This is a genomic window from Pseudonocardia sp. (genome assembly GCF_025465255.1).
Lineage (GTDB): Bacteria > Actinomycetota > Actinomycetes > Mycobacteriales > Pseudonocardiaceae > Pseudonocardia.
Map to the genome: position 1 here is coordinate 21,739 of NZ_JAODNI010000168.1, position 23,504 is coordinate 45,242.

Consider the following 23,504-nt stretch of genomic DNA (forward strand, 5'->3'; position numbering starts at 1 on the left):
CGACGTGCACCGTCCGGCGGGCACCGGTGGTGCTCACCGCGGACGGTCCGGCGATCAAAGCACAGGCCCCGGCCGCGTGGCAGCGGTTCGGGGGACCGCCCCCGCCGAGCGGGACGCCTGCACCGCCGAGCGTGCCGGCCGGCCTGCGCGGCAGGTACCCGCGGTGCCCAGAAGGTCACCGCGGGTCCTCGTCGACCTTCCACCGATCAGGCGACCCCGGCCGCCACGACCCCGCGACGCACCGCGCCCGCGGCGAGGGCCGCCGTCCTCCCGACCGGTGTCCCGCGCCCGGCGACCCCGGCGATCTGCTCCAGCAGGTCCAGCACCTGCCGGGTCCACCGCACGAAGTCTCCGGCGGAGAGCTCCTGCCCGTTGCGCTCCGCCGCGGCGAGCACCTGCCCGAGGGACTCCCCCCTCGCCCAGCGGTGCATCGGCCAGGCGAAGCCGAGATCGGGCTCGCGGGTGCGGTCGATCTTGTGGCGGCGCTCGTCCGACTCCAGGTCGTCCCAGATCCGGACGGTCTTCTCCAACGCCTCGGACACCGCACCGGCCGGGACCCGCGGCACGGGCGCGTTGTCCCGGCGGGTCTCGTAGACCAGCGCGGACACCACCGCGGCGAGCTCGGCCGGGTCCAGCCCCTCCCAGACCTCGTGGCGCAGGCATTCCGCGGCGAGCAGGTCCGACTCGCCCCAGAGCCGGGCGAGCCTGCGCCCGTTGTCCGTGACGTCGTCGCCGTCGAGGTAGCCGCGCTCGGTGAGCAGCGCGCGGATCCGATCGAAGCCCCTGGCCAGCGAGTGTGTGGTGGCCCGGACCTTCTGCCGGATCTGGTCGGTCTCCCGCTCGAGCCGGGCGTACCGCTCGCCCCACCTGGCGTGGGCCTCGCGGTCCGCACAGCCGTGGCACGGGTGCGAGCGCAGCGCCCGGCGCAGGGTGGCGAGCTCCGGGTCGTCCGCCGCCGCGCTGCGGCCGCGCCGGCGCTGCGGTACCGGCGGCTCGATGCCGGTGTTCCGCAGCGACGAGGCCAGATCCCGGCGCACCTGCGGCGAGCGGTGGTCCACGTGCTTGGGCAGACGCATCCGGCCCAGCGCCTCGACGGGCGTGGGGAAGTCCGCCGCGGAGAGCCGCCCGGCCCACCGGTCCTCCGACAGCACCAGCGGCCGCACGTCCCCGTCCGGCTCGACCCCCGGGTCCAGGACGACGGCGAGGCCGGACCGCTTCCCGCCGGGCACGGCGATGACGTCACCCGGCTTCAGGGCCCGCAGTGCCTCCACGGCGGCGTCCCGGCGGTCCGCGCTGCCCTGCCGGCTCAGCGACTTCTCGCGGTCCGAGACCTGACGGCGCAGCCGCGCGTACTCGTTGAAGTCCCCGAGATGGCACTGCATCGACTCGGCGTAGGCGTCGAGCGTCTCCTGGTTGCGCTCGATCCGCCGGGCCATCCCGACGACCGAGCGGTCCGCCTGGAACTGGCCGAACGACTGCTCCAGCAGGTCCCGCCCCGCGTCGACGCCGAGGCGTCCGACCAGGTTGACCGCCATGTTGTAGCCGGCGCGGAACGAGCTGCGCAGCGGGTACGTGCGCGTCGACGCCAGCCCGGCGACCTGCTCGGGATCCATTCCCGGCGCCCAGATGACGACGGCGTGCCCCTCGACGTCGATCCCGCGACGCCCGGCCCGGCCGGTGAGCTGCGTGTACTCCCCGGGGGTCAGCTCGACGTGAGCCTCGCCGTTGTACTTGACGAGCTTCTCCAGCACTACCGTGCGGGCGGGCATGTTGATGCCCAGCGCAAGGGTCTCGGTGGCGAACACGCACCGCACGAGCCCCTCGACGAACAGCTCCTCGACGGTTTCCTTGAACGCCGGCAGCATCCCGGCGTGGTGCGCGGCGATGCCCCGCTCCAGCGCGTCGCGCCACTCCCAGTAGCCCAGCACCGCGAGATCGGCCTGCGGCAGGTCCCCGGTGTGCTTCTCGACGATGCGGCGGATCTCGTCGACCTCGTCCTCGCTGGTCAGCCGCAACCCGGCGCGCACGCACTGCCCGACGGCGGCGTCGCAGCCCGCGCGGCTGAACACGAACGTGATGGCCGGCAGCAGGCCGTTGCGGTCCAGCCGGTCGATCACCGTGACCCGGGACGGCGGCCTGTACCCGGAGCGCTGCCCGGGACCGGGCCGCCCCGCCCGGCCGCCGCGGCCACGACCGCGGTCCCAGCCCGAGATCGAGTCCCGCCGCTCGAGCTCGCGGGTCTGCCGCACCAGCTCGGGGTCGACCGTCAGCTCCCCGGAGGAACTCTCCGCGAACAGGTCGAACATCCGGTTCCCGACGATCATGTGCTGCCACAGCGGCACCGGCCGGATCTCGTCCACGACGACCGTGGTGTCGCCGCGCACAGTGACCAGCCAGTCCCCGAACTCCTCGGCGTTGCTGACCGTGGCGGACAGGCTGACCAGCGCGACGTGCTCGGGCAGCTGGAGGATGACCTCCTCCCACACGGCGCCGCGGAAGCGGTCCGCCAGGTAGTGCACCTCGTCCATGACGACGTAGCCGAGGTGCTCCAGGGACCGGGAGCCCGCGTAGATCATGTTCCGGAGCACCTCGGTGGTCATCACGACCACCTGCGCGTCCGGGTTCACGCTGGTGTCCCCGGTGAGCAGGCCGACGGCGGCCTGCCCGTGCCGGGCGGCGAGGTCCGCGTACTTCTGGTTCGACAGCGCCTTGATCGGCGTCGTGTAGAAGCACTTGAGGCCCTGGGCGAGCGCGAGGTGCACGGCGAACTCGCCGACGACCGTCTTGCCGGCGCCCGTGGGAGCGCAGAGGAGGACCCCGTGCCCGTCCTCCAGCGCACCGCACGCCGCGCGCTGGAACCCGTCGAGCTCGAACGGGAGCGTGCCGGCGAACTCGGTCAGCCGGGGGCGGGCCGTGCGGGCCTTGGCCGAGGCGTACGCCGCGGCGGGGGAGGCCGGCAGAGCCGGTGTGCTTCTGGCCACCTCACCAGGCTGTCACACCTCACCGACTGTTCGCCGTCGAGAACAGGGGTGGGCCCGCTCACGCAGTCCCTCGCGGCCCGCGCACATGCTCCGACCCGTGCGTCGGCACGCGACCTGGTGCGTCAGCGCGGGGTCAGGTGACGTCGTTGAGACCGCCGCCGCGGTAGTGGTCGGGATCCCGGGGGCCCGGTGGCTCCACCGGTGTGGTCACGACCGGTGAAGGCGCCTCGACGGCGCTGGGCGTGGTGTCGATCGGCGAGGGCTCGTCCGGGTTCCAGTCGTCCCAACCCTCGGCGACGCGGCGCTTGTCCTTGCGCCGGTCGTGCACCCGGGATATCTGGATCGCCAGTTCGAAGAGGATCGTCAGCGCGGCGGCGAGGGCCGTCATGGAGATGGGGTCCTGGCCGGGCGTGGCGATCGCGGCGAACACGAACAGCCCGAAGATCAGCCCGCGGCGGGACCTGCGCAGCCGCTCGTAGCTGAGGATGCCGATCTGGTTGAGCATCACCACCAGCAGCGGGATCTCGAAGCTCACCCCGAAGATGAGCAGCAGCGCGATGACGAAGCCGAAGTAGCTGTCCCCGGAGAGCGCCGTCGTCTGGACCTCGCTGCCGATCGTCAGCAGGAAGGCCAGGCCCTGCGAGACGACGAAGTACGCGAGCACCGCGCCGGCGACGAAGAGCACCGCGGCCACGGACACGAAGATCATCGCGAAGCGGCGTTCCTTCGCGTACAGCCCGGGCACGATGAACGCCCAGAGCTGGTAGAGCCACACCGGGCAGGCCAGCACCACGCCCGCGGTGGTGCCCACCTTGAGCCGCAGCGTGAACTGGTCGAAGGGGCCCGTGCCGAGCAACGTGCAGGAGCCGTCCGCGGTGAACTGGGCCCGCGCCGACGCCGGCAGCGAGCAGTAGGGCTCCTTCAGCAGCGCGCCGAGGCTGGGCCCGCCGAAGTACCCGACCTCGAACCAGATGTAGCCGACGATCGTCGTGACCAGGATGGCGAGCAACGCGATCCCGAGCCGGTTCCGCAGCTCGTAGAGATGCTCGATCAGCGTCATCGTGCCGTCGGGACTCTTCGGCCGACGGCGCCCCAGCTTGAGCTTGACCACGTGCGCGGACGCCTACTGCGGCGTGTCGGTACGACCCGGCTGGGCCGTCGGGGCATCGGTGTGGGCCGGGGGCACCTTGTCCGACGTCGGCAGGGCCGACGGCGGCGGGACGGCGCCCTCGGCCTGGTCCTTCTTCGGGTCGTCCTTCATGCCCTTCATCTCGCCCTTGAAGATGCGGGCGGACTGACCGACCGAGCGCGCCATGTCCGGAAGCTTCTTGGCGCCAAAGAGCAAGAGCACCACCACCACCAGGATGACGAACTCCCAGCCACCGAGGTTCGGCATGACCTGATCCTTCCGACGGAGCAAGAGACGTTGCCGATAGTACGCATCGGTGTTCGGCGCGCCAGGGAGCCCGGCTCGAACGGTGAGGTCAGCGCTCCCCGCGGGCCCTGATCGCGGCCGCGGACGCCGCAAGCGGGGCGATTCCGGACATCGTCGAGCGGCGGAGGCGACCCAGGCTGCGGGTGAGCCGCCTCAGATGCCCCAGCAGCAACACCAGGAGCAGCAGCAGGGCCAGCAGCCCGACCGCCGCCACGAGGATCGGTGCCACGAACCCGCTCACGTCGTACTCCCCACCTGAGGCGATGCCGCCTCGTCCAGTCCGGCGAGCGCGGTGCGCGCCCGCTCGGCCACCGCGGCCGCGACCTCCGGCGGTTCCAGCACCCGGGCCCCACCGCCGAGCCCCAGCACGAGCCTGACCAGCCAACCCGGATCCGCGTAGCGCAGCAGCACCCGGGCCGTCCCGGGGGCGTTCGCGGCGCCGTCCAGCTCGACGACCTCGTCCACCGGGTAGTACTCGGCGATCCACCGCGCCTCCGGGGCCACCTCGAGCACGGCGGTCCGGTGCTCCGCTCTGGGCCGGAACAGCCCGGCCGAGACGTCGGTGGGTTCCGCGTCCGGGGGCGGGGCGGCCGGCTCGTCGAGCCTCTCGACGTCCTCCACCCGGTCCAGCCGGAACAGCCGGACGCCCTCGGCGCGGCGGCACCACGCCTCGAGGTACCCCCGGCCCTCGACGAGCAGCAGCCGCATCGGGTCGATGACGCGCTGCGAGACCGCGTCCCGGCCCGCAGTGTAGTAGCGGATGCGCAGGGCGCGGCGCTGCTCGAGCGCGGTGCGGACGGCGGCCGTGGTGGCCTCCTCCTCCCGCGTCAGGTCGACGGCGACGGTCGTCAGTCCCGCGTCCCCGACCGCCCGCTCGATCTTGGCGGTGGCGCGCCGGACCGCGGCCGTGTCGACGATGCCCGGAGCCTCGCCGAGCGTGCGCAGGGCGACCAGCAACGCCGTTGCCTCCGCCGTGGTGAGCCGCAGCGGCCGGCGCATCCCCGCGTCCTCGGTGACGGTGACGGTGTCCCCGGCGAAGGAGAGGTCGACCAGGTCACCGGGCCCGTAGCCGGGCAGCCCGCACATCCACAACAGTTCGAGGTCCCGGCGCAGCTGGCGCTCGCTGATGCCGAAGTCCGCGGCGGCCTCCGTGATCGGGATGCCCGGGCGGGCCAGCAGGTAGGGCACGAGGTTGAGCAGCCGTGGCAGCCGGTCCGTGACGCCGCCCCCGGTCACGGCGCCGCCCCGTCCGGCGGGGTGTGGGCGGCGAGGACGCCGATCCAGTTGTCCCGGACGAGCTTCGCGAGCTCCGGCGGCCGCAGCACGACGACGTCCGGGCCGTGACCGGCCAGCCAGCGCGCCACCGTGCGCTCGCTGCGCAGGTCGATCTCCAGCTCGTCGCCGGGATGCCCGCCGTGCTCCCGGGGCCCGACGACCCGGCCGAGCCGGCGCAGCCCGTGCGCCTGCCCCTCGGCCACCCAGAGCCGCGCGGTCCCGGTGACCGGTCCGGACTCGAAGGTGCTGCGGACGTAGGCCATGAGGTCCGTGCCGGGCGGGACCGTGACCGCACCCGGCTCCCCCAGCGCCGTGACCGGCGGGATGACCCGCGACAGCCGGAACGACCGGACGTCCGCCCGGTCCCGGTCGTGCCCGACGAGGTACCAGCGGCCCCGCCACGAGACGACCCCCCACGGCTCGACGGTCCGGCGCACGACGTCCCCGGTCGGCCCGCCGCGGCGGTGGTCGAACCGGACCACCTGACCGGCCTGGACCGCGGCCAGCAGGGGCGCGAACGCGGGCTCGGCCGCCCGGACCCGGGGCTGCACGGAGCCGCGGGTCTCGTCGACCTCGACGCCGGCGGCCCGCAGCTTGACCAGGGCGCCGTGGGCGGCGCCCGAGAGCTCCGGGGAGTCCCACAGGCTTCCGGCCAGCGCCACGGCGGCGGCCTCCTCGGCGTCGAGGTCCACGTCGCCGAGCTCGTAGTCGCCGCGGGCGATCCGGTAGCCCTCCACGGTGTCGAAGGCCGAGCGCCGGCCGGTCTCCAGCGGGACGCCCAGCTCGCGCAGCTCGGTCTTGTCCCGCTCGAACATCCGGAAGAAGGCCTCGTCGCTCGTCGCGTCCGCGTAACCGGGGACGGTGGCGCGGATCCGCTCCGCCGTCAGGAACTGGCGGGTCGACAGCAGGCAGAGGACCAGGTTGACCAGTCTCTCGGCGCGAGCGGACGACACGCGGGCATCGTACGGCCGACACCTGAGCGTGCGGGGCCGACCGGGGTAACGCGCCGCGATACCGAACCCTGAACCGCGGGCGGGCCGGTGTCTCATCCTGGGACGCCCGCCCACCTTGACGCGCACCCGCTCCGGATCAAGGCTCGGTTGTGACGCCGGACACGGCTGGTACGCGAAACGAACGGAAGGCAGGGGCCATGAGCGAGGTCGACAGCACCGTCGAGACCTTCAACCCGTGGAGTGTCGTCAACCTGGTCTTCCACCACCTCGCCGAGCAGGGTCTGCACCCGGTGCTCGGCGAGACCGGAGACCCGGCGGAGGCCGCGTCCGCCCTGCTCACGGCTCTGGGGATCGCCTCCGCCCCGGACCACGCGGGGCCCGCCGCCGCGCCGGTGCAGGACATGCTCGCCGAACTGCGGAAGCAGATGATGCCCGGGATCGAATGAAGGCCGTGCGCGGAAATCGTGGCCAGGCGACGATTTCCGCGCACGAGCCGACCTACAGCGAGGCGATGAGCCGGTCCACCCGCTCGTCGACCGCGCGGAACGGGTCCTTGCACAGCACGGTGCGCTGCGCCTGGTCGTTCAGCTTGAGGTGCACCCAGTCCACGGTGAAGTCCCGGCCGGCGGCCTGCGCGGCGGCGATGAAGTCCCCGCGCAGCTTGGCCCGCGTGGTCTGCGGCGGGGTGTCCTTCGCGACCTCGATCTCGCCGTCGTCCGTCACCCGCTCGACCAGGCCCTTGCGCTGCAGCAGGTCGAACAGCCCGCGGCCGCGCCGGATGTCGTGGTAGGCGAGGTCCAGCTGGGCGACCCGGGCGCTGGCCAGGTCCATGTCGTGCTTGGCCTGGTAGCGCTCGACGAGCCGGTGCTTGATCGCCCAGTCGATCTCGCGGTCGATCAGCGACAGGTTCTGCGACTCGACCGCGTCGAGCGTGCGCCCCCACAGCTCGACGACGCGCTCCATCGTCCGGTCCTCGCTGCCCCGCGCCTGCAGGTGCTCGACCGCACGCGCGTGGTACTCGCGCTGGATGTCCAACGCGCTGGCCTCGCGGCCTCCGGCCAGACGCACGGCGCGCCGGCCGGTGAGGTCGTGGCTGATCTCCCGGATCGCGCGGATCGGGTTGTCCAGGGTGAAGTCCCGGAACTGGACGCCCGCCTCGATCATCTCGAGCACGAGGTGCGCCGACCCGACCTTGAGCAGGGTCGTCACCTCGCTCATGTTCGAGTCGCCGACGATGACGTGCAGCCGGCGGTACCGCTCGGCGTCCGCGTGCGGCTCGTCGCGGGTGTTGATGATCGGGCGTGAGCGGGTGGTGGCGCTCGAGACGCCCTCCCAGATGTGCTCGGCGCGCTGGCTGAGGCAGTACACGGCGCCGCGCGGGGTCTGCAGGACCTTGCCCGCGCCGCAGATGAGCTGGCGCGTCACCAGGAACGGCAGCAGCACGTCCGCGATCCGGGAGAACTCGCCCTGCCGCGCCACGAGGTAGTTCTCGTGGCAGCCGTAGGAGTTCCCCGCGGAGTCGGTGTTGTTCTTGAACAGGTAGATGTCCCCACCGATCCCCTCGTCGACGAGCCTGCGCTCCGCGTCGACCAGGAGGTCCTCGAGGATGCGTTCGCCCGCCTTGTCGTGGGCGACGAGCTGGTTCAGGGAGTCGCACTCGGCGGTCGCGTACTCCGGGTGGGAACCGACGTCCAGGTAGAGGCGGGCACCGTTGCGCAGGAAGACGTTCGACGACCGCCCCCACGACACGACGCGGCGGAACAGGTATCGCGCCACCTCGTCCGGCGACAACCGTCGCTGGCCGTGGAAGGTGCACGTGACCCCGAACTCGGTCTCGACCCCGAAGATCCGACGCTGCATGCCGTTCAGACTAAGCGCAGGAACGCCTCTACTGTCAGGCCTGTGACCGACTGGATCCGGCGCGTCGCCGGTGTCAACACGCCCGCCCGGATCACCCGTCCGGTCCACGCTGTCGGGCGTGTCGTGTCCCGGCGCGCCGTCGACGTCAACGCGCTCGACCTGGCGATCTCCCGGGCCGTGGCCCAGCGCCCGCCGAGCTCCCTCGACGACGCCATGAAGACCCTGTCGAAGGCCGCGGACCACAGCACGCTCTGGCTCGGCCTGGCCGCGCTCATGGCGCTGCGCCGCGGCGCCTCCCGCAAGGCCGCGTTCCGCGGGGTGCTCGCCATCGCCGGCGCCAGCGGCACGGCCAACGCGATCCTCAAGCCGCTGCTGCCCCGGCGCCGCCCGGCCGCCTCGGAGCTGCCCGCCTACCAGAAGATCGCGAACCCGCCGACGTCCTCGTCGTTCCCGTCCGGGCACGCGGCGTCCGCGGCGGCGTTCGCGACGGCCGTCGCCATCGAGAGCCCCCGGCTGGCCCCGGCGGTGGTCCCGCTGGCCGCGGCCGTCGCGTACTCGCGGGTGCACGTGGGTGTGCACTGGACCTCGGACGTGCTGGCGGGCGCGGCCGTCGGCTCCGGGATCGCACTGGCCACCCGCCGCTGGTGGCCGGCCCGGGTCACCGACGAGGCGCGCGCCCGGCCCGTCGACTCCGTTCCCGCGCTCCCGCAGGGCGAGGGCCTGGTGATCGTCGCCAACCCGTACTCCGGCCCGCCCGAGTACGACATCACCGACGACATCGCCGAGGCGCTGCCCGCCGCCCACCTGCTGCGCGTGCGCGAGGGGGTCGACCTGATCGAGGAGCTCGAATCCGCGATCGCCGAGCGCTGCAGCTGGGTCAAGGCCCTGGGCGCCGCGGGCGGCGACGGCACCGTGGCCACGGTCGCCGCGGTCGCGCTCCGCCACCACCTGCCGCTGGTCGTCATCCCGGCGGGGACGCTGAACCACTTCGCCCGGGACGTCGGCATCTACGACCTGCAGGAGGCCGTCGACGCCACGCAGGCGGGCGAGGCCGTCGCCGTGGACCTCGCGCTCGTGGAGGCGCACCCCGGCCGGGGCGCCGAGCCGGCGAGCGAGGAGGTCATCCGGACCCGCTACTTCCTCAACACCGCCTCGATCGGCTCCTACCCCGAGCTCGTCCGGCTGCGGGAGAAGCTGCAGCCGCGGCTGGGCAAGTGGCCGGCGTTCGCGGTCGCGCTGGTGCAGGTGCTGCGCAGGTCCGAGAAGGTCGACGTCAAGGTGGAGGGCCGCTGGCACCAGGTCTGGTTCATCTTCGTCGGCAACGGCCCGTACCACCCGCGCGGCTTCGTCCCGGCCTGGCGTCCGACGCTGGACTCGGGCCTGCTCGACGTCCGGTGGCTGCGCGCGGACGTCCGGTTCTCCCGGCTCCGGGTCGTCGGCGCGCTGATCCTCGGCGCGCTCGGGCACAGCCGGGTCTACACCCAGCTCGAGACCCCCGAGCTGGACGTCGAGCTGCAGGTGCCGAGCTCGCTCGCGACGGACGGCGAGGTCGTCGAGGAGGCGGGCCGGTACACGTTCCGGGTCGCGAAGGAGCCGATCCCGGTCTACCGCCGCGACGAGTCCAAGTGGACCGGCCGCGACCGGCCCTTCCATGGCTAGGGTCCGGAGGACGGGCCCTTACCTCGTAGGCTTGAGGCCATGGGACGGCTGACGGCGAGACGACCGGTGCTCCGCCTGGGCGCGGACGGGACGCAGCGGCGGCGGCCGGACAGCCTGGCCGTCGAGGAACCCCTGGAGCTGCGGGTCGACGGGAAGCCCCTGAGCGTCACGATGCGGACCCCGGGCCACGACGTCGAGCTCGCCCACGGCTTCCTGCTCACCGAGGGCGTCATCGGTTCCGCGGAGGACCTCGCCGCGGCCCGCTACTGCGACTCCGTCGACGCCGAGGGCCGCAACACCTACAACGTCCTCGACGTGGCGCTCGCCCCGGGCGTCGAACCCCCGGACAGCTCGCTGGAGCGCAACTTCTACACGACGTCGTCCTGCGGCGTGTGCGGCAAGGCCTCGCTCGACGCCGTGAAGCTCAAGTCCCGCTTCTCCCCCGCCGGGGACCCCGTCCGCGTCCCCTGGTCGACGATCGGGACGCTCCCGGACCGGCTGCGCGAGGCCCAGCGGGTCTTCGACTCCACCGGCGGACTGCACGCGGCCGGGCTGTTCCGGGCGGACGGCGAGCTGATCGTCGCCCGGGAGGACGTCGGGCGGCACAACGCCGTCGACAAGGTCCTCGGGCACGCGTTGCTCGCCGGCGGCGTCCCCGTCGCGGGAACGGTGCTGATGGTGTCCGGGAGGGCGTCGTTCGAGCTGGTACAGAAGGCCGTGATGGCCGGGGTGCCGGTGCTCGCGGCGGTGTCCGCACCGTCGTCGCTGGCGGCCGAGCTGGCCGCCGAGGCCGGGATGACGCTGGTCGGCTTCCTCCGGGACGGGGCCGGGAACGTGTACACGGGGTCCCAGCGGATCGAGGTCTGATCGGCTCGTGGCCGGCCCTGACGGACCTGGAACGCCGCGCGCTCGGCGAAGATCGGCAGGACAGACCCTAGTCTCGGGGCGTGCGCATCGAGGCCCTTGACCACATCGTGCTCGTCACGCCCGAACCGGAGCGGCTGATCGACTGGTACCGCACCGTGCTCGGCCTGCGACCCGAGCGGCTGGAGCAGTGGCGGCGCGGCGAGGTGCCGTTCGCGTCGCTGCGCGTCTCCCCCACCACGATCATCGATGTGCTGCGGGGCGAGCGGACCGGGACGAACCTGGAGCACACGGCGTTCGTCGTGGACCTCGACGACGCGGGGCTTACCGCGCTGGCCGCGGGACACGGCGTGGCGGGCCCGAAGGACCTGTTCGGGGCCCGGGGCCAGGGCCGAGGCATCTATCTGCGGGACCCGGACGGGAACGGCGTGGAGCTGCGCAGCTACCCGTGAAACCCTGCGTCCACCCGTGACCCGGGCGTATCGGTGCGCAGAGCGCGCTGCGCACCGTTCCGCGCCGGACTCTCAGCTCGCGACGCCGCCCGCCGGTGCCTCGTCCCCGCCCGCGACCTCGCCGCCCGGGGTCGGCTCGTCCGAAGCGCGGTTCGCCGCGGGCAGCAGCTCGCGGAGCACCGGGCCCTCGAGCCGGCGGAACGTGCGCCGCGAACGACTCCGGTCCAGGATCGCAATCTCCAGCGCGCTCACCCCGAGGGTGCGCGCCTCGCCGGCGCTCCCGTTGCCGCTGCCGGGAGCGGGTGCGGCCTGCAACCCCTCGACGGCGACGCCGATCGCCGCGGCGAGCTCCAGTCCCGTCGAGTAGGTGTCCTTGAGCTTCGTGCTGATCGGTTCGGTCGTCCCGCCCATGACCACGAACTCGGGCTCGTCGGTGATCGAACCGTCGTAGGTGATCCGGTAGAGCTGGTCCCCCGCGGCCGTGTCGCCGACCTCGGCCACGCAGATCTCGGCCTCGAACGGCTTCTGCTGCTCGATGAACGCCGTCCCCATGAACTGGGCGTAGGTGTTCGCGAGCCAGCGCCCGGTCACGTCGACCCGGTCGTAGGAGTAGCCGCGGGAGTCCGCGAGCCGGATGCCGGCGGTGCGCAGCCCCTCGAACTCGTTGTAGCGTCCGACCGCGGCGAAGCCGATCCGGTCGTAGATCTCGGAGACCTTGTGCAGGGCCGTCGAGTGGTTCTCGGCGACGAACAGCACGCCGTCGGCATAGGTCATGACCACGACGCTGCGGCCGCGGGAGATGCCCTTGCGGGCGAGCTCCGAGCGGTCGCGCAGCAGCTGGTCGACGGAGGAGTAGAACGGCATCGTCATCGGGGAGCGCTCCTGATCATGATCATGCGGCCGGCTCGTCAGCGGGGCGGCTCAGCCGGCCGGCTTCTCCGTCCGCCCGGCGACGACCTGGTCGACGACGGCGGCGATCTCGTCCTTGGGCCGCCGCACGGCGCCCTCGGGACCGGTGATGCTGACGACGATGGGGTAGATCTTGCGGATCGTGTCCGGGCCGCCGGTGGCGGTGTCGTCGTCCGCGGCGTCGTAGAGCGCCTCGATAGCGGTCCGCACCGTCGTCGCGAGGTCCGCCGAGGTGCTGTGCAGCTTCTTCATCGAGGACTTCGCGAAGACCGAGCCCGAGCCGACGGAGTGGTAGCCGAGGTGCTCCTCGTACCGCCCGCCGGTGGCGTCGTAGGTGATGATCCGGCCGGCCTTGGCCGGGTCCGGCTGGTCCAGGTCGTACCCGGCGAACAGCGGGACGACGACGAATCCCTGCATGGCCGCGCCGAGGTTCCCGCGCACCATCCCCGCGAGCCGGTTGGCCTTGCCGTCGAGGGACATGACGACGCCCTCGATCTTCTCGTAGTGCTCCAGCTCGACGCTGTAGAGCCGCACCATCTCGATCGCGATGCCCGCGGAGCCCGCGATGCCCACGGCCGAGTGCGAGTCCGTGATGAAGATCTTCTCGATGTCCCGCTGCGCGATGACGTTCCCGGCGGTGGCCCGGCGGTCACCGGCGATGACCACGCCCTCGGCGAACTGCAGCGCGACGATCGTGGTGCCGTGCGGGACGCCCAGCGCCTCGGGCCCGGACGCCTGCGCGCGCGTCGCGTGCTCGGGCAGCCGGCCGGGGAGCAGGTGCGGCTGGGTGGCCGCGAGGTAGTTCGTGAAGGACGTCTCACCGAGCGCCCGGAACGCACTCTCGTGGCCGACGGGCCCGGGGCCGACGGGCGGCTGTCCGGAGAACAGGCCGGGGGTGCCCTGCTGGCGGAACTCCATGGTCGGTTGGGTGCCTTTCGTCGTGCGTAGCTCTCGGATGAGGGGCTCCGGGAAGGAGACGGCGGTGCATCCGGGACGGGCCGGGCCCCGCTGTGCACCAGCGGAACCCGGCCCGTCCGGAGCAGGTGCGGCTATTCGCCGCCCTTCTGCACGTAGGCTCGGACGAAGTCCTCGGCGTTCTCCTCGAGAACGTCGTCGATCTCGTCGAGGATCGTGTCCACGTCCTCGCCCAGCTTCTCCCGACGTTCCTGGCCCGCGGCCGACGCGTCCGCGCCGTCCTCGTCGTCGCCGCCGCCACCGCCCTGACGTTTCGTCTGCTCCTGCGACATGACGCTTCCTCCTCGCGCCTAGGCCCCACCACCGCGGCGTCGTGACCTCGGCGCCGCGCCGGTATGGGGTCCGGTGACCAGACACTACCTAGCGGATGACCGACACGCCCGCGAACGCGACGGTTACGGCGGGCGCGTCGCGATCTTCCCCCACCTCGCGGGCAGGGTGAGCCCGACTACCTCGGTCCTCGCCGGGCCCGTCAGCCCTTGGTGAGGGCGGTGACGAGCTCCTCGGCCGTGCGCGAGGCGTCGATCAGCTCGCCCACGTGCCGGCGGGTCCCGCGCAGCGGCTCCAGCGTCGGGATGCGGACGAGGGACTCCCGGCCCAGGTCGAAGATCACCGAGTCCCAGGACGCCGCGGCGACCTCGGACGGGTACCGCTCCAGACACCGGCCGCGGAAGTACGCGCGGGTGTCCTCCGGCGGGTTCTGGATCGCGTTCTCGACCTGATCCTCGCTGATCAGCCGCTTCATCGAGCCGCGGGTGACGAGCCGGTTGTACAGGCCCTTCGCCAGCCTGACGTCGGTGTACTGCAGGTCGACGAGCGCGAGCCGGCCCGAGCTCCAGGCCAGGTTGTCCCGCTCCCGGTACCCGTTGAGCAGGCGCAGCTTGGCCGTCCAGTCCAGGCGGTCCGCGGTCCTCATCGGGTCCGTGGACAGGTCGTCGAGGACCTCGCCCCACAGCTGCAGGACCTCGGCGGTGTCCGGGTCCACGTCCGCGCCCTGAATGTTCTCGACGTGCTTGAGGGCCTTCTCGTGGTAGGCCCACTGCAGCTCGACGCCCGTCAGCTTGCGCCCGTCCGCCAGCTCGACGGTCTGCTTCAGCGACGGGTCGTGGCTGATCTGGTGGACCGCGCGGACCGGCTCGGCCAGGCGCAGCTCGTCGAACCGGACCCCGGCCTCGATCATGTCCAGGACCAGCGCGGCGGTGCCGACCTTGAGCAGCGTGGAGTACTCGCTCATGTTGGCGTCGCCGATGATGACGTGCAGCCGGCGGTACTTGTCCGCGTCCGCGTGCGGCTCGTCGCGGGTGTTGATGATTCCGCGCTTGAGGGTGGTCTCCAGGCCGACCTCGACCTCGATGTAGTCCGCGCGCTGGGAGAGCTGGTAGCCCTCCTCGTCGCCCTGCGGGCCGATGCCGACCCGGCCGGCACCGGTCACGACCTGGCGGGACACGAAGAACGGCGTGAGGCCGCCGACGATCGACGGGAACGTCGTCTGCCGGGCCATCAGGTAGTTCTCGTGCGAGCCGTAGCTCGCCCCCTTGCCGTCCACGTTGTTCTTGTAGAGCTGGATGCGCGGCGCGCCGGGGACGGTGGCGGCGCGCATCGCGGCCTCCTCCATCACCCGCTCCCCCGCCTTGTCCCAGATCACGACGTCCCGCGGCGTGAGGACCTCGGGGGTGGAGAACTCGGGGTGCGCGTGGTCGACGTAGAGCCGGGCGCCGTTGGTGAGGATCACGTTGGCGGCGCCGAGGTCGTCCAGCTCCGACTCGCCCTGGCTGGCCAGGGTGGGCGCGGACAGGTCGAACCCGCGGGCGTCGCGCAGCGGGGACTCGACCTCGTAGTCCCAGCGCGCGCGCCGGGAACGGGGGATGTCCTGCGCGGCCGCGTAGGCCAGCACGATCTGTGTGGACGTGATGACCGGGTTGGCGGTCGAGTCGCCGGGCACGGAGATGCCGTACTCGACCTCGGTGCCCATGATCCTGCGAGCGGTCACGACGTCTCGCCGGCGTGGGAGTGCCCACCATCGAAGTACATGGCCAGAGCCTAACTCGCGGGCCCGGCCCGGCACGCGCCGACGACGCCGACGTTGCGAGGATTGCGGCGTGCCCGAGCCTGGAGACGAGCGGATCGCCCTGTACGACGCGTCAGGTGCGCAGATCGGCGCGGAGTCCCGGCGGGTGGTCTACGCGCGTTCGCTGTGGCACGGGAGCGCGGGGGTCCTGCTGCGCAGCGGCGACGGCGAGCGGATCTTCGTGCACCGGCGTTCGGACGACAAGCTCGTCATGGCCGGGATGTGGGACTGCGTGGCGGGCGGGGTCGTCGATCCCGGGGAGACTCCCGCCGAGACCGCGCGCCGCGAGCTCGCCGAGGAGCTCGGGGTCACGGGCGTCGCGCTGACGCCGCTGTTCTCGACGGCCTGGGAGTCCGGCCCGGGCACCGGGCTGGGCTCCGGGCCGGCCGGGCTGCGGGCGCACCTGTTCGCCTACGAGGCGTTCTGGGACGGCCCGGTGACGCTGCAGGAGAGCGAGGTGGCGGAGGGCAGATGGATGGCCCTCGACGAGCTCCGCGCCCTCCTGGCGGACCGGAGCCGCCCCTTCGCCCCGGACAGCCGGGTCCTGGCCGAGCGCCGCCTCGCGGAGCTGCCGTAGCCCCGGACCGCCGCTGGAGTGGCTCAAGCGCCACGCAACGCTGCTTGAGCCACTCCAGCGTCAGTGGCCCCGCAGGGTCAGAAATTGATCATGTGCCCGGCGAGGCCGTGGATCGCCTCCTGCAGGGCCTCGCTCAGCGTCGGGTGGGCGTGCACGTTGCGGGCCAGCTCCGTGGCCGTGAGGTCCCACTTCTGAGCCAGGGTCAGCTCCGGCAGCAGCTCGGTGACCTCCGGGCCGATGAGGTGCCCGCCGAGCAGCTCGCCGTAGGTCTCGTCCGCGATCAGCTTGACGAACCCGCCGGGCTCGCCCAGCCCCTGCGCCTTGCCGTTCGCGGTGAACGGGAACTGGGCGACCTTGACCTTCCAGCCCTTGTCCTCCGCGAGCTCCCTGGCCTGGGCCTCGGTGTAGCCGAAGCTCGCGACCTGCGGCTGGCAGAAGGTGGCCCGCGGCATCATCACGTAGTCGAGCTCCTGGGTCTCCGCGTCCGCGATCGTCTCCGCGGCCACGACACCCTGCGCCTCGCCGACGTGCGCCAGCATCAGCTTCGCGGTGACGTCGCCGATCGCGAAGATGTGCGGGACCGACGTGCGCATGCGGTCGTCGATCGCGATGGCGCCGCGCTCGGTGAGCTCCACACCGGTCTTGTCCAGGCCGAAGCCCTCGACCCGCGGCTGGAAGCCGATGGCCTGCATGACCTTGTCCGCCTTGAGGTCCCGGGTGCCCTTGGCGTCGGTGACCGTGACGGTGACCTGCTCGCCCGAGTCGTCGATCTTCTCGACGCGGGTGGAGGTCAGGACCTCGACACCCAGCTTCTTGTAGCGCTTGCCGAGCTCCTTGGACACGTCGGCGTCCTCGAGCGGCAGCAGCCGGTCCAGGAACTCGACGATCGTGACCTTCACGCCGTAGTTCGACAGCACGTACGCGAACTCGACGCCGATCGCCCCGGCGCCCGCGATGATGATGCTGCCGGGGAGGTCCCGCGTGGTGATCTGCTCCTCGTAGGTCACGACCCGCTCCGAGAGGGACGTGCCGGGCAGCAGCTTGGTCGTGGCGCCGGTCGCGATGATCGCGTTGTCGAACGTCACGGTCTCCGAGCCGCCCTTGGTGAGCGCGACCTCGAGGGTGTTCGGGTCGGTGAAGGAACCCCGCCCGTCGAACTCGGTGATCTTGTTCTTCTTCATCAGGAAGTGGACGCCCTTGACCCGGCCGTCCGCGACCGTGCGGCTGCGGTCGAACGCCGCCCCGAAGTCGAAGGAGACGTCTCCCGAGATGCCGAAGGTCTTCGCCTCCTTGGTCACCAGGTGGGCGAGCTCGGCGTTGCGCAGGAGCGCCTTCGACGGGATGCAGCCCACGTTCAGGCACACCCCGCCCCAGTACTTCTCCTCGACGACGGCCACGCTCTTGCCGAGCTGAGCAGCGCGGATCGCTGCCACGTAACCACCGGGACCGGCTCCGAGAACGACGACGTCGAAATGAGGCATGGGCTCAGCCTAGGACGCCGCGCCGGCACGTGTTGCGCCTGGTGAGGACCCGGCGCCCGCAGGCGCCCGGGAGTACCCCCGGGCGTGTCGAGCCTCACCCGGCGCGGCGTCACCCGGATCGTTCCGGGCAGTCCGCCTCGTCCGCCTCGTCCGCGGGGGTGTCCCCCGCGCACTCCTCGTCGCCGTCCGCGGGCCACACCGGCGAGTCCGTCAGGTGGGCCACGACGGCCTCGCTGATCTCCCGCAGCGAGGCCTGCTGCTCCGGGGTCAGGGCGTCGAAGAGCAACGACCGGACGGTCTCGACGTGGCCCGGCGCCGCCTCCTCCAGGGCCGCCATCCCGGCGTCCGTCAGCTCCGCGAAGGAGCCGCGCCGATCGGTCGGGCACGCGATGCGGCGCACCCATCCGGCCTGCTCCAGGCGGGCGACGGCGTGCGAGAGCCTGCTGCGGGAGGACAGGGACGTCTCGGCCAGCCGGCTCATGCGTAGGGTGCGGTCGGGAGCCTCGGACAGCCGGACGAGGATCTCGAAGTACGCGTGCGGCATCCGTGCCTCGTTCTGCAGCTGGCGCTCGACGCGCTCGAACAGCAGACGATTCGCGGTGAGGAAGCCACGCCAGGTGCGCTGCTCGGCGTCGTCGAGCCAGCGAGTGTGCTCCATGTCACCTCCATTATGGTTGAGCGCTCAACCCACTATAGCTAACTTGGTCAACGAACACCTGAGAGTTCAACTATCTTCTGGAGGCACCCGCATGACCACCACCCAGATCCCCGGCTACGTCGTGGGCACGTGGGACATCGACCTGTCCCACTCGGACATCTCCTTCTCCGTCCGGCACATGATGGTCAGCAAGGTGAAGGGCCGCTTCGCGAACTTCTCCGGCGAGATCGTCACCGGTGAGACCTTCGAGGGCTCCTCGGTCACCGCGAAGATCGACGCCACCTCGATCGACACCAACAGCGAGCAGCGCGACGGCCACATCAAGTCCGCGGACTTCTTCGAGGTCGAGACCCACCCGGAGTGGACCTTCGTCTCCACCGGCATCGAGGCCGACGGCGCCGACTACAAGGTCAACGGCGACCTCACGATCAAGGGTGTCACCAAGCCCGTCTCCCTGAACCTGGAGCTCGGCGGCTTCGGGCCGGACGCGTGGGGCGGCACCCGCTGCGGCTTCACCGCCACCACCACGATCAACCGCAACGACTTCGGCGTCGACATCGCCATGCCGCTCGACGGCGGCGGCGTGGTCGTCTCCGAGAAGATCGCGATCACCCTCGAGATCGAGGGCGTCCTGCGCGCGGCCTGATCCTGCACGGTCCGCGGAGCCGACCTCCCTCGCGGACCGGACACCGGAGCCCCGCCCACCTCGCGTGGACGGGGCTCCGTCGTGTTCGGGCTCCGTCGTGTTCGCCGGAACCGTCGGGGTCGGCCGCTACCGTGGCCGGCGTGTACCGCGAGTGCCCTCCCCCGCCGTCGCTGGGCGAGCTGGTGGAGTGCGGCTGGACGACGTCGGCCCCCGCCGGGTACCGGCGCCAGGTCCTGCCCGACGGCTGCATGGACCTCGTGTGGACGGGGACGGAGTTGCTGGTCGCGGGGCCGGACGTCCAGGCGTTCACCAGCGACGCGGGATCCGCGAGCGGCCTGCGTTTCCGGCCCGGCACGCTGCCCGGGCTGCTGGGCGTGCCGGCCGCGGAGCTGCGCGGCGACCGGGTCCCGCTGGCGGATCTCCGGCCCGGGCCGGGGCGCGAGGCGGCCGCGCGGCTGGGCGGCGGCGCCGATCCTCTTCCGACCCTCCGGTGGCTCGCCGCCGGAATGGCCGCCGGGGACCGGGCCGCGGAGACCGCGCCGTGGACCCCTGCGGCCGTCCACCAGGTCACCCGGCGGCTCGCCGCGGGGGCGCCGGTGTCCGAGGTGGCGGACGCCCTCGGAGTCACCACCCGCTCGCTGAACCGGCACAGCGGGGCCGTCTTCGGGTACGGGCCGGCCGTGCTCCGCCGGGTCCTGAGGTTCCGACGGGCCGTGGCCCTGCTACGCGCGGGCCTCCCACCGGCGGAGGTGGCGGCCCGGGCCGGGTACGCGGACCAGCCGCACCTCAGCCGCGAGGTCCGGTCCTTCGCGGGGCTCAGCCCCTCGCGCCTCGCTCCGGCCCCGCTCGCCGGCCCTCAGGCCAGCGGTGCGAACAGGTCGACGCCGTTGCCGTCCGGATCCAGCACCGTCGCGTAGCGCTGGCCCCAGGGCGTGTCGAAGGGCTTCAGCTCGCTGCGGTGCCCCGCCCCGACGATCGCGGAGTACGCGGCGTCGACCTCGGCGGGCGAGTCGAAACCGAACGCCAGTGCCAGCCGCCCGGACCCGGTGGGCGGGGTCCAGTCCGGCATGAAGCTGCGGAGGGTCGCCTCGGTGTCGAAGGCGAGCTTCCCGCCGCCGGGCAGGGGCACCTCGACGTGCGGCTCGCCGTCGGCGCCCTCGGGGATGTCGAGACCCAGGGTCCGGTAGAAGGCGAGGGCCTTCGCCAGGTCGGAGGTGACGGTCTCGATCACGGTGGACGATGCGCGGATTCCCATGCCCGGACCGTAGCCAGGGCCCGCCGACCGGTCGTGAACGAATCGGACAGGCCAGAACGCCGCGAAGTCCCGCACGCGGGGCACGTCAGTACGTCCGAACGGACGCTCGCTGTTCACCGTGAATGCCGCCGACGCCACATCCTGCTCCAACGGGTGACGGACGCTGCGCTGCGTGACCTCCGACGTGCTGAGCTCCGCCCACAGCAGGCGCGCGGTGCTGCGCGCCGGCCTCACCGCCTCGGCCCTGCTCGCCGTGCCCGGCCCCGCACTGCTCGGCCTGACCGGTTCCGCCTCCGCCGCCCCGGCCGCCCCGAAGGGCAGCCCCTTCACCCTCGGCGTCGCCTCGGGCGAGCCCGCTCCGGACGGCATGGTCCTGTGGACCCGCCTGGCCCGCGACCCGCTGGCCGAGGACGGTCTCGGCGGTATGGGCAAGGGCAGGACCGAGGTCGAGTGGGAACTGGCGTCCGACGAGCGGTTCCGCAAGATCGTGCGCCGCGGCCGGGAGACCACCGGCCCCGAGCTGGGCCACAGCGTGCACGCCGAGCTCGCCGGGTTGTCCTCGGGCCGGGAGTACTTCTACCGGTTCAGGGCCGGCAACCAGGTCTCGCCCGTCGGGCGCACCCGCACCACGCCCGGCGGCTCCTCGATGGCGCCGTTCACCATGTGCTTCACGTCCTGCTCGCAGTACGAGCACGGCTACTTCACGGCCTACAAGCGGATGGCCGAGGAGGAGTCCGACCTGATCCTGCACGTCGGGGACTACCAGTACGAGTACGCGGCCGGGAAGTACGTGGCGCCCGGCGGCAACGTGCGCGACCACGTCGGCCCCGAGACCACGACGCTGGCGAACTACCGGCAGCGCTACGCCCAGTACAAGACCGACGCCGACCTGCAGGCCGCGCACGCCTCCGCGCCGTGGCTCGTGGTGTTCGACGACCACGAGATCGAGAACAACTGGGCCGACGACGTCCGCGAGGTGCCGCTCGCCCCGTCCGGCGACTTCCCGACCCGCCGCGCCGCGGGCCTGCAGGCGTACTGGGAGAACATGCCGCTGCGCCGTGCCCAGCGTCCCAAGGGCCAGGACATGCAGCTCTACCGGCGCGTCGGCTGGGGCCGGCTCACCACCTTCCACATGCTCGACACTCGCCAGTACCGCGGCGACCAGCCGTGCGACGACAAGTTCAACACCGACTGCACCGCCCGCTCGGACGAGAAGCGGTCGCTGCCCGGCTCGGACCAGGAGCGCTGGGTCGCCGACGGCTTCCGACGCTCCCGCGCCCGCTGGGACGTGCTGGGCCAGCAGGTGTTCTTCTCCCAGGTCGACTTCACCCCGGGCGCGGGCCGGGGCTTCAACCCTGACGCGTGGGACGGCTACCCCGGCTCGCGCAACCGCGTCGTCGACTCGTGGGTCGAGGCCGAGGCCCGCAACCTCGTCGTCCTCACCGGTGACGTGCACGCGCACTGGGCCGCCGACATCAAGCAGCGCTTCGACGACCCGGCATCACCCGTGGTCGGCTCGGAACTGGTGTCGAGCTCCATCACCTCCGGCGGCGACGGCTCGGAGACCCAGTCCGGCACGGCCACGACCCTGGCCGAGAACCCGCACATCCGCTTCTACAACAACCGCCGCGGCTACGTCCGCACGCGGTTCTCGGCGTCGGAGGTCAAGGCCGACTTCCGCGTCGTGCCCTATGTGAAGACGCCCGGCGCCCCGGCCGAGACGCGGGCGAGCTTCGTGATCGAGGACCGGAAGGCGGGGTTGCAGCAGGCCTGACGCCGTACTCAGCCGCTGTACGGCGCCCTCGTGGCGCAGGATCTTCTGCTCCTGCCGTCCGATCATCGAATCGATCGCGTGGGGACGACGACGCCCGGGCCCGTCGGAAAGGTTGCTCGCGTGGCGCACCCCATAGCCCGATCACCCCCTCCGCGGGGGAGGGTGCAGGGATGGATCCGCTCGAAGCTGCGCTGATCCTGGTGGCCGGTACCGCGGCGGGCACGATCAACGCCGCGGTCGGCTCCGGGTCGCTCATCACGTTCCCGACGCTGCTGGCGTTCGGGATCCCGCCGGTGACGGCGAACATCTCGAACAACATCGGGCTGGTGCCCGGGGGGGTCGCCAGCGTATGGGGGTACCGCCGGGAGCTCGCCGACCAGCGGCGACGGCTGCTGGTGCTCGGGTCGATGTCGGTGCTCGGTGGCGTCGTCGGCGCGGTGCTGCTACTCGTACTGCCTGCGTCGGCGTTCCGGTCGGTGGTGCCGGTGCTGATCGCGGTGGCGGTCGTCCTGGTCGCGCTGCAGCCGTGGATCCAGCGAAGGCTGGCCCGGCGGCGCGACGGACGCCAGGCCCGCGCCGACATCGGGCCCGGCGCGATGGTCGCGACCGCGCTGGTCGGCGTCTACGGCGGCTACTTCGGTGGCGCGCAGGGCATCCTGCTCGTCGGCGTGCTGGGCACGCTGATGACCGAGTCGCTGCAGCGGCTCAACGCGCTCAAGAACGGACTCGTCACGGCGGTGAACACCGTGGCCGCCGTGACGTTCCTCGTGGTGGCGCCGGGCCAGGTGGACTGGCGGGTGGTGGCGCTGATCGCGGTGGGGTCGACCGTGGGTGGCCTGATCGGGTCCAGGATCGGGCGCAGACTCCCGCAACCGGTGCTGCGGGCGGTCATCGTCGTGGTCGGCCTGCTCGCGATCGTGAACCTGCTGCGCCCGGCGTAGGTGCGACGACACGGCGAAACGGAGGGGCGTCCCGGCGGCCACCCTCGCCGGGTCTCCGGAACGACGGAAGGCCCCGCCGACGGTGTCGGCGGGACCTTCCGGGGTGGTGCGGGTGCCTACAGGTACTGGCCGGTGTTCGACGCGGTGTCGATCGCGCGGCCGGTGGCGTCGTTCTTGCCGGTGACCAGGGTGCGGATGTAGACGATCCGCTCCCCCTTCTTGCCCGAGATCCGTGCCCAGTCGTCCGGGTTGGTCGTGTTGGGCAGGTCCTCGTTCTCGGCGAACTCGTCGATGATGGCGGTGAGCAGGTGCTGGACCCGCAGGCCGCCCTGCCCCGTCTCCAGGACCGACTTGATCGCGGACTTCTTCCCCCGGTCGACGATGTTCTGGATCATCGCGCCGGAGTTGAAGTCCTTGAAGTACAGGGTCTCCTTGTCACCGTTGGCGTAGGTGACCTCGAGGAACCTGTTCTCCTCGGACTCGTCGTACATCCGCTCGACGACCCGCTGGATCATCGCGTCCATGCAGGCCTTGCGGTTGCCGCCGAACTCCGCCATGTCGTCCTCGTGCACGGGCAGCGTCTCGGTGAGGTACTTCGAGAAGATGTCCTGCGCCGCCTCGGCGTCCGGCCGCTCGATCTTGATCTTCACGTCCAGCCGGCCGGGCCGGAGGATCGCGGGGTCGATCATGTCCTCGCGGTTGGAGGCGCCGATGACGATGACGTTCTCCAGGCCCTCGACG

The 23,504-nt window shown here is 72.2% G+C and carries 24 protein-coding genes; 9 read left to right on the forward strand and 15 right to left on the reverse strand.

Annotated features, from left to right (window positions below; translation table 11 throughout):
- Positions 1 to 206: 206 nt before the first annotated feature.
- The 6 genes from JWP64_RS20520 to JWP64_RS20545 all read right to left on the reverse strand — a co-directional run bounded on the left by JWP64_RS20520 (position 207) and on the right by JWP64_RS20545 (position 6,644).
- Positions 207 to 2,981 (reverse strand): DEAD/DEAH box helicase, encoded by a 2,775-nt coding sequence (locus tag JWP64_RS20520; RefSeq protein ID WP_297499593.1) that lies wholly within the window; start codon positions 2,979 to 2,981, stop codon positions 207 to 209.
- A 133-nt stretch (positions 2,982 to 3,114) separates the two neighbouring features.
- The gene (gene tatC, locus JWP64_RS20525) at positions 3,115 to 4,041 is read right to left on the reverse strand and encodes a twin-arginine translocase subunit TatC (RefSeq protein ID WP_297499594.1); all 927 of its coding nucleotides are present in this window, start codon (positions 4,039 to 4,041) and stop codon (positions 3,115 to 3,117) included.
- A gap of 63 nt (positions 4,042 to 4,104) precedes the next feature.
- The gene (gene tatA / locus JWP64_RS20530) at positions 4,105 to 4,377 is read right to left on the reverse strand and encodes a Sec-independent protein translocase subunit TatA (RefSeq protein WP_297499596.1); all 273 of its coding nucleotides are present in this window, start codon (positions 4,375 to 4,377) and stop codon (positions 4,105 to 4,107) included.
- A gap of 88 nt (positions 4,378 to 4,465) precedes the next feature.
- The gene (locus JWP64_RS20535; protein ID WP_297499598.1) at positions 4,466 to 4,657 is read right to left on the reverse strand and encodes a hypothetical protein; all 192 of its coding nucleotides are present in this window, start codon (positions 4,655 to 4,657) and stop codon (positions 4,466 to 4,468) included.
- Positions 4,654 to 5,652, reverse strand: a complete 999-nt coding sequence (locus JWP64_RS20540; protein WP_297499600.1) for a YafY family protein — start codon at positions 5,650 to 5,652, stop codon at positions 4,654 to 4,656. Before JWP64_RS20540 ends, JWP64_RS20535 begins: the two co-directional genes overlap by 4 nt.
- Positions 5,649 to 6,644, reverse strand: a complete 996-nt coding sequence (locus JWP64_RS20545) for a WYL domain-containing protein (protein WP_297499602.1) — start codon at positions 6,642 to 6,644, stop codon at positions 5,649 to 5,651. The genes JWP64_RS20540 and JWP64_RS20545 overlap by 4 nt, the downstream gene beginning before the upstream one ends.
- A gap of 197 nt (positions 6,645 to 6,841) precedes the next feature.
- Between JWP64_RS20545 and JWP64_RS20550 the strand changes: the two genes are divergently transcribed.
- Entirely contained in the window at positions 6,842 to 7,090 is a 249-nt protein-coding gene (locus JWP64_RS20550; protein WP_297499604.1) for a hypothetical protein, read from the forward strand.
- A 52-nt stretch (positions 7,091 to 7,142) separates the two neighbouring features.
- Here the strand turns inward: JWP64_RS20550 and pafA are convergent, their stop codons facing one another.
- Positions 7,143 to 8,504, reverse strand: coding sequence for a Pup--protein ligase (pafA, locus tag JWP64_RS20555; RefSeq protein ID WP_297499606.1), 1,362 nt, complete (start codon positions 8,502 to 8,504; stop codon positions 7,143 to 7,145).
- A gap of 42 nt (positions 8,505 to 8,546) precedes the next feature.
- Between pafA and JWP64_RS20560 the strand changes: the two genes are divergently transcribed.
- The 3 genes from JWP64_RS20560 to JWP64_RS20570 all read left to right on the forward strand — a co-directional run bounded on the left by JWP64_RS20560 (position 8,547) and on the right by JWP64_RS20570 (position 11,479).
- Complete coding sequence (locus tag JWP64_RS20560) at positions 8,547 to 10,163, forward strand: phosphatase PAP2 family protein (RefSeq protein WP_297499608.1); 1,617 nt, start codon at positions 8,547 to 8,549, stop codon at positions 10,161 to 10,163.
- Between the two features lie 39 nt (positions 10,164 to 10,202).
- On the forward strand, positions 10,203 to 11,030 hold the full coding sequence (fdhD, locus tag JWP64_RS20565; protein ID WP_297499610.1) for a formate dehydrogenase accessory sulfurtransferase FdhD: 828 nt from the start codon (positions 10,203 to 10,205) through the stop codon (positions 11,028 to 11,030).
- Positions 11,031 to 11,110: 80 nt separating this feature from the next.
- A complete protein-coding gene (locus JWP64_RS20570) occupies positions 11,111 to 11,479 on the forward strand; it encodes a VOC family protein (RefSeq protein ID WP_297499612.1) in 369 nt (122 codons plus the stop codon).
- A 72-nt stretch (positions 11,480 to 11,551) separates the two neighbouring features.
- On the opposite strand, the gene prcA is transcribed toward JWP64_RS20570, so the two are convergent.
- From prcA to dop, 4 genes are all read right to left on the reverse strand, one after another.
- The gene (gene prcA, locus JWP64_RS20575; RefSeq protein WP_297499613.1) at positions 11,552 to 12,349 is read right to left on the reverse strand and encodes a proteasome subunit alpha; all 798 of its coding nucleotides are present in this window, start codon (positions 12,347 to 12,349) and stop codon (positions 11,552 to 11,554) included.
- A gap of 51 nt (positions 12,350 to 12,400) precedes the next feature.
- Positions 12,401 to 13,306 (reverse strand): proteasome subunit beta, encoded by a 906-nt coding sequence (gene prcB / locus JWP64_RS20580; protein ID WP_297499615.1) that lies wholly within the window; start codon positions 13,304 to 13,306, stop codon positions 12,401 to 12,403.
- Between the two features lie 131 nt (positions 13,307 to 13,437).
- On the reverse strand, positions 13,438 to 13,635 hold the full coding sequence (locus JWP64_RS20585; protein WP_297499617.1) for a ubiquitin-like protein Pup: 198 nt from the start codon (positions 13,633 to 13,635) through the stop codon (positions 13,438 to 13,440).
- A 200-nt stretch (positions 13,636 to 13,835) separates the two neighbouring features.
- Positions 13,836 to 15,335, reverse strand: a complete 1,500-nt coding sequence (dop, locus tag JWP64_RS20590) for a depupylase/deamidase Dop (protein ID WP_297499641.1) — start codon at positions 15,333 to 15,335, stop codon at positions 13,836 to 13,838.
- A gap of 127 nt (positions 15,336 to 15,462) precedes the next feature.
- On the opposite strand from dop, the gene JWP64_RS20595 reads away from it, so the two are divergent.
- Entirely contained in the window at positions 15,463 to 16,008 is a 546-nt protein-coding gene (locus tag JWP64_RS20595; protein ID WP_297499619.1) for an NUDIX domain-containing protein, read from the forward strand.
- A 77-nt stretch (positions 16,009 to 16,085) separates the two neighbouring features.
- On the opposite strand, the gene lpdA is transcribed toward JWP64_RS20595, so the two are convergent.
- Positions 16,086 to 17,489, reverse strand: a complete 1,404-nt coding sequence (lpdA, locus tag JWP64_RS20600; RefSeq protein ID WP_297499621.1) for a dihydrolipoyl dehydrogenase — start codon at positions 17,487 to 17,489, stop codon at positions 16,086 to 16,088.
- Between the two features lie 109 nt (positions 17,490 to 17,598).
- Entirely contained in the window at positions 17,599 to 18,147 is a 549-nt protein-coding gene (locus tag JWP64_RS20605) for a MarR family transcriptional regulator (protein WP_297499623.1), read from the reverse strand.
- Between the two features lie 91 nt (positions 18,148 to 18,238).
- Between JWP64_RS20605 and JWP64_RS20610 the strand changes: the two genes are divergently transcribed.
- Entirely contained in the window at positions 18,239 to 18,793 is a 555-nt protein-coding gene (locus JWP64_RS20610) for a YceI family protein (protein WP_297499625.1), read from the forward strand.
- 140 nt (positions 18,794 to 18,933) lie between these two features.
- Positions 18,934 to 19,710, forward strand: a complete 777-nt coding sequence (locus JWP64_RS20615) for an AraC family transcriptional regulator (protein ID WP_297499627.1) — start codon at positions 18,934 to 18,936, stop codon at positions 19,708 to 19,710.
- Here the strand turns inward: JWP64_RS20615 and JWP64_RS20620 are convergent.
- On the reverse strand, positions 19,650 to 20,048 hold the full coding sequence (locus tag JWP64_RS20620) for a VOC family protein (RefSeq protein ID WP_297499629.1): 399 nt from the start codon (positions 20,046 to 20,048) through the stop codon (positions 19,650 to 19,652). The genes JWP64_RS20615 and JWP64_RS20620 overlap by 61 nt on opposite strands.
- Positions 20,049 to 20,220: 172 nt before the next feature.
- On the opposite strand from JWP64_RS20620, the gene JWP64_RS20625 reads away from it, so the two are divergent.
- Together JWP64_RS20625 and JWP64_RS20630 are read left to right on the forward strand one after the other, a co-directional pair.
- Entirely contained in the window at positions 20,221 to 21,822 is a 1,602-nt protein-coding gene (locus tag JWP64_RS20625; protein WP_297499631.1) for an alkaline phosphatase D family protein, read from the forward strand.
- Between the two features lie 170 nt (positions 21,823 to 21,992).
- Positions 21,993 to 22,763, forward strand: a complete 771-nt coding sequence (locus JWP64_RS20630; RefSeq protein ID WP_297499633.1) for a sulfite exporter TauE/SafE family protein — start codon at positions 21,993 to 21,995, stop codon at positions 22,761 to 22,763.
- 116 nt (positions 22,764 to 22,879) lie between these two features.
- Here JWP64_RS20630 and JWP64_RS20635 read toward each other — a convergent pair.
- The coding region (locus tag JWP64_RS20635) for an AAA family ATPase (RefSeq protein ID WP_297499635.1) at positions 22,880 to 23,504 on the reverse strand (625 nt) is incomplete at its 5' end.